3 protein-coding genes and 4 pseudogenes are annotated in these 4,694 nt (G+C 59.3%); 4 read left to right on the top strand and 3 right to left on the bottom strand.

Annotated features, from left to right (window positions below; genetic code table 11):
* Positions 1–400 precede the first annotated feature (400 nt).
* Entirely contained in the window at positions 401–1,972 is a 1,572-nt protein-coding gene (locus NCT04_RS11750) for a methyl-accepting chemotaxis protein (RefSeq protein WP_250465546.1), read from the top strand.
* Positions 1,973–2,151: 179 nt separating this feature from the next.
* Positions 2,152–2,457 (top strand): SDR family NAD(P)-dependent oxidoreductase, encoded by a 306-nt coding sequence (locus NCT04_RS11745; protein ID WP_250465544.1) that lies wholly within the window; start codon positions 2,152–2,154, stop codon positions 2,455–2,457.
* On the opposite strand, the pseudogene NCT04_RS11740 reads toward NCT04_RS11745, so the two are convergent.
* A pseudogene (locus NCT04_RS11740) lies at positions 2,409–2,627 on the bottom strand (transposase zinc-binding domain-containing protein); the annotation flags it as partial. The gene NCT04_RS11745 and the pseudogene NCT04_RS11740 overlap by 49 nt on opposite strands.
* A 214-nt stretch (positions 2,628–2,841) precedes the next feature.
* On the opposite strand from NCT04_RS11740, the gene NCT04_RS11735 reads away from it, so the two are divergent.
* Both NCT04_RS11735 and NCT04_RS34695 read left to right on the top strand, forming a co-directional pair.
* A complete protein-coding gene (locus NCT04_RS11735; protein WP_250465542.1) occupies positions 2,842–3,666 on the top strand; it encodes a tyrosine-type recombinase/integrase in 825 nt (274 codons plus the stop codon).
* A gap of 237 nt (positions 3,667–3,903) precedes the next feature.
* Positions 3,904–4,037, top strand: a pseudogene (locus NCT04_RS34695) (flavin reductase family protein); the annotation flags it as partial.
* A gap of 76 nt (positions 4,038–4,113) precedes the next feature.
* On the opposite strand, the pseudogene NCT04_RS11725 reads toward NCT04_RS34695, so the two are convergent.
* Positions 4,114–4,460, bottom strand: a pseudogene (locus NCT04_RS11725) (SOS response-associated peptidase family protein); the annotation flags it as partial.
* 41 nt (positions 4,461–4,501) lie between these two features.
* Positions 4,502–4,694: pseudogene (locus NCT04_RS11720) on the bottom strand (IS3 family transposase); the annotation flags it as partial.

Genomic DNA, 4,694 nt, shown 5'->3' with positions numbered 1-4,694 from the left:
ATCGCCAGCTTGCCAGTGGGTACAAAACCCGACATTTGTATATTGCTAGAACACGACATTCTCATATTGCTTCTACAAAGCTTCGGCTGATAGACGGCGTTATGTCAACCGGCCGGTAATGGCGGAAATTCTAACGCAGGCCGCTTTATATGGGTTCATCCCATAACAGGTTTACGGCGTGTTTTCTCGAAGCTTTAAGTTCAGGCGCACTGCTGCTCCACCGCGCGCTCCGAGACCCTTCGAGCTGCGTCGCGCGCCGCCCTTTTCCACACTCTTAAGCGTAAAAACCCTAAAGAATTTGTGGGTACATGCCGTTACCGATGGGTAACGTAAATGGATGAAAAGCGCGCCCGCCACCTAACGGTGCGTCGCGTTCCAGAAGAGAAAAAGGACACATCAAATGCGCAACAACCAGCCTGTCACACAGCACGAATACGATTTCCCATCGACGGAAATGCTTGTCTCGGCGACCGATCTTTCTGGAAATATCAAGTATTGCAATCCGGCTTTCATCGACGTATCCGGCTATTCGCGCGACGAACTCATTGGCCAGCCGCACAACCTGATCCGCCACCCCGACATGCCGCGCGAGGCCTTCGCCGACATGTGGACGACCATCTGCGGCGGCCGGCCCTGGACGGCGCTGGTCAAGAACCGCCGCAAAAATGGCGATTTCTACTGGGTTCGCGCGAACGTGACGCCGGTTATCGAACACGGCAAGGCGGTGGGTTTCCTGAGCGTGCGCGTCAAGCCCGGCCGCGACGAAGTAGCGAGCGCCGACGCGTGGTACGCACGTATGCGAGCCGGCGCGATGGGGTCGCTGCGTCTTCAGCAAGGCGTGCTTGTGCGCCGCGGGATCCTGGGCAAGCTCGGGGCATTGATGCACATGCCCGTGGCCAAACGCGTCGCGCTCGGTTATGCAAGCGCGCCGCTTGCAGTACTGGCGAGCGGACTGGTTGCGTATAACGGCGCGCCGCCGCTGCCGTTGTGGTTCGCCTTTGGCGTGAGCGCATTGGTGAGCGCGTTCGGCTGGGCCAGCGTGTCGCGCCAGATCGGCGCGCGCGTGGGCGCAATGTCCGGTTACGCGTCACGCATGGCGGCAGGCGACCTGACGGTATCGATGGAAGCCGGCAAGCGCGACGACCTCGGCGAAGTTCAGCACGCGCTCAACCAGCTCAAGGCGAATCTGTCGGCCATCGTGCTGGACGTGCGTGGACAGATTGGCGGAATGATGGACGCGGCGCGCGAAATCTCCAGCGGGAATATGGATTTGTCGCGACGCACCGAGTTACAGGCGGCTTCGCTCGAGCAAACGGCCGCGACCATGGACCAGTTGACCAGCACCGTGACGGGCAACGCGGATGCAAGTGTACGGGCGCTCGAACTCGTGAAGGAAGCGCAGACGGCAGCGAGCGATGGTGGCAAGATCGCCATTCGCGTTGAGGAAACCATGGCGGGGATCAACACGGCGTCGCAGCGGATCGCGGACATCACCGGCGTGATCGATGGCATTGCCTTCCAGACCAATATCCTCGCGTTGAACGCGGCGGTTGAAGCGGCGCGCGCGGGCGAAGCCGGCCGCTCGTTCGCAGTGGTCGCAACCGAAGTGCGCAACCTGGCCCAGCGCTGCGCGGCATCGGCGAGAGAGATCAAGGTCGTGGTCGAGACGAGCGTTGCGCAGATCGCGGAAGGCACGGATCTCGTGTCGCGCACGACCAGCCAGATGCGCGCGATCGATGCCGCCGTGCATCGTGTATCGGCGATCATTTCGGAAGTGGCGAACGCGAGCAGCGAGCAGGCCGAAGGCATCCGGCAGGTCAACCAGGCGGTCGCGCATCTGGATGGATCGACCCAGCAGAACGCCGCATTGGTCGAGCAGGCGGCTGCGACGGCGCTGCGGCTCGCCGAACGCGCGGACGTGCTCGATGAAGCGGTAAGGCTTTTTACCATGAAGGAAGCGGCGGCGGTTTGATGCAGGCTCACGGCGCGCGGAAGCCTGCAAGCGGCCCGCGCCGATAGAGCGTAGCCTTGACGGCCCGGCACAACACGGCATGAAAAGGACAGACGCATGACACAGCTTTTCGATCTGAGCGGCCGCACGGCGCTTGTCACCGGTTCCGCGCGCGGATCGGCTTCGCGCTCGCCGAAGGATTGGCGAATGCGGGCGCGCGCGTAATCGTCAACGGAACGCGGGCCGACGCCGTGAACGAAGCAGTCTCGCGTCTGGCGAACAAAGGACTGAATGCGCAAGGCCAAGCATTCGATGTCACGAACGAACAGGCCGTGCACGACGCCTTTGCGGATTGGGACAGGCAAGGCGTGCAGGTCGACATTGTCGTCAACAATGCCGGCATCCAGTTTCGAAAGCCGCTTGTCGAGCTTGAACTAAGCGACTGGCAACGCGTGATCGATACCAATCTCACGATCTCGGCCGCAATGTCGAACAGCAGCCCGTAGATGACGCGCTTGTTGTACCAGGCGATCGCACTGATCGGTGCGGGAAGCGTGAAGACGACGTGATAGTACTCCACCGTCAGCAGGTCGGCCTCGCGCGCTTCGAGCCAGCGGCGTGCGGCATTGCCCTGACACTTCGGGCAATGGCGATTCCGACATGTAATGGAGTGAACTCCATGACGTGTCTTATGCGGAGTCCTGTCTAACTGGGAGTTGCAGATCAGGCTCGGCGCTAAACCCACCGGCTGTATCTGATTTTGTATCTGGCTGTTCGCCATTTAACACCCCATAAAATCGCGGTCCTCTTTTGCTATGGTGGCTTGGCCTTCCCTGGCAACCCTCATAGGAGGATGTGATGCTGGACACCTACCTGGTAGCACCGAAACCTTGAAACGTCTGCGCTCGGGACCGAGCGGAGTCTTCATCGACAACTTTGCTGATGCACTCGAGCGAGACGGATACTCTGAAGCCAGTGCCATACGTTACCTGCGAGCTGCCAATCATCTTGGTCGCTTCATGCTGGCACACAGCGGTACCCTGGCCGATACGAGCCCACAGACCCCGGAAATCTTCTTTCGTCATCTGCCAACCTGCACTTGCCCGGAAGCAAACGGAGGCAAGACCAACCACCACGTCTATTTCGGCGTCAAACGCTTTCGCGAATACTTGATCGAGATTGGCGTCTGCCAGGACAACAAACCTTCGATTGCAGAGATTCGGGAGGCAGCAATCGTGGGTGGTTTCCGGCAATGGTTGCAAAAGCACCGAGGTGCGAAAGAGCCGACCATTCGGCTCTACGGTCGTGATGCCGCAGTGATGCTGAAGGTGCTTGGTGACGTCAACGAGTGGGAGCCGAAGCAAATACGCACGTTCCTGCTGAACAGTGCTTGCAGTTGCGGCGCTGGTACCGCTGAGAAGCGGATCACCAGCGCGCGAGCCTTCTTACGTTACCTCGGTGTTCACGACCTGTGTCGGCCCGGTCTCGACCAGGCGGTTCCGTCGTTGGCACATTGGCGCTTGGCGTCGCTGCCAAGGTGCCTGACTGGTGACGAAGTTGACCGCCTGACCGCCGCATGCGACGGCGATTCATCCGGGCGCCTTCGCGATCGCGCGATTGTCCTGTTGTTGGTGCGACTCGGGGTTCGCGCGGGTGACCTAGCGAACCTTCGCATCAACGACATCGAGTGGGAGACCGGGACGCTAGTGTCTTAGGAAAGGGACGCTATGAAGTTCGCCTTCCGCTGCCACAGGATGCTGGCGAGGCAGTTCTGCGGTATCTCGAGTCGCGATCTCGAATTGCCGGCGGCGACTGAGATTTTGCGCCACGGGCTGCCCCTCGCGCAGATCGGCCTAATCCTGAGGCATCGCGGCATCGATACCACCGCCTATTACGCCAAGGTTGACGTCGCGCTGCTCAAACAGATCGCCCAACCATGGCCTGAGGTGACGAATCGAATCGATCCGGATAAGTGGTCGCCGTTGATTATGAATTTCCAAAAGTTTTATGGTCTTAGCAAACAGAAGTATACGTCCCGATTGCGGAAATACCGGAACGGGCGTACGAGGCACTTTCCAAAGTGTGATGCGAACACTTGCTATGTCGTGTCATCTTGCTTAAAACCAATTCCACAAGCAAGTTAAGCTGCGCATTGGCGAGATCTAAGCGGCAAGTCGATGCTCATAGTATGGCCGGTCCCGATCATCAAGAATGGCGTACAACGCCTCCAGATTTGATCCATCGGGCTTCAGCCACGCTTCGACGTTCTCCGGCTTGATCGGAGTGATGCAACGATCGTGACCCGCAGCCTCGATCTCGGGCGGCGGCTCATCGATGATTGCGGCGAATGAAAGCAAGCTGATTGACCGGGCGCTCTCCAGTGCGACCATAAACACGCGACGAACATTAATTGGCCGTTGCTGGGACGAAATTCCAAGACGAGGTTCTCGTCTTGCTCGTGCGTCTCAAGCAGCGTGTTCTCGTACCGCGCACGCTTGACATTTTCGTAGCTGAAGCGCACCGGGAACTTCGGAGACGGTTTTGCTGGAGTTACGCTGCCATCGGCATTCCAGCAATTTGCTCATAGTAGCAGGCTTCCGCTTCGGCCGGCGGGATGTTGCCGATCGGCTCAAGTAGGCGTCGATGATTAAACCAGTCCACCCATCCAAGCGTGGCGAGTTCAACCGCCTGCACGTTACGCCATGGTCCGCGACGATGAATAACTTCTGCCTTGTAAAGGCCG

The organism is Caballeronia sp. GAFFF2, assembly GCF_023631485.1.
Classification (GTDB): domain Bacteria; phylum Pseudomonadota; class Gammaproteobacteria; order Burkholderiales; family Burkholderiaceae; genus Caballeronia.
Note: the sequence above shows the minus strand (reverse complement) of the source record. Positions and strands in the feature narration are given on the sequence as shown.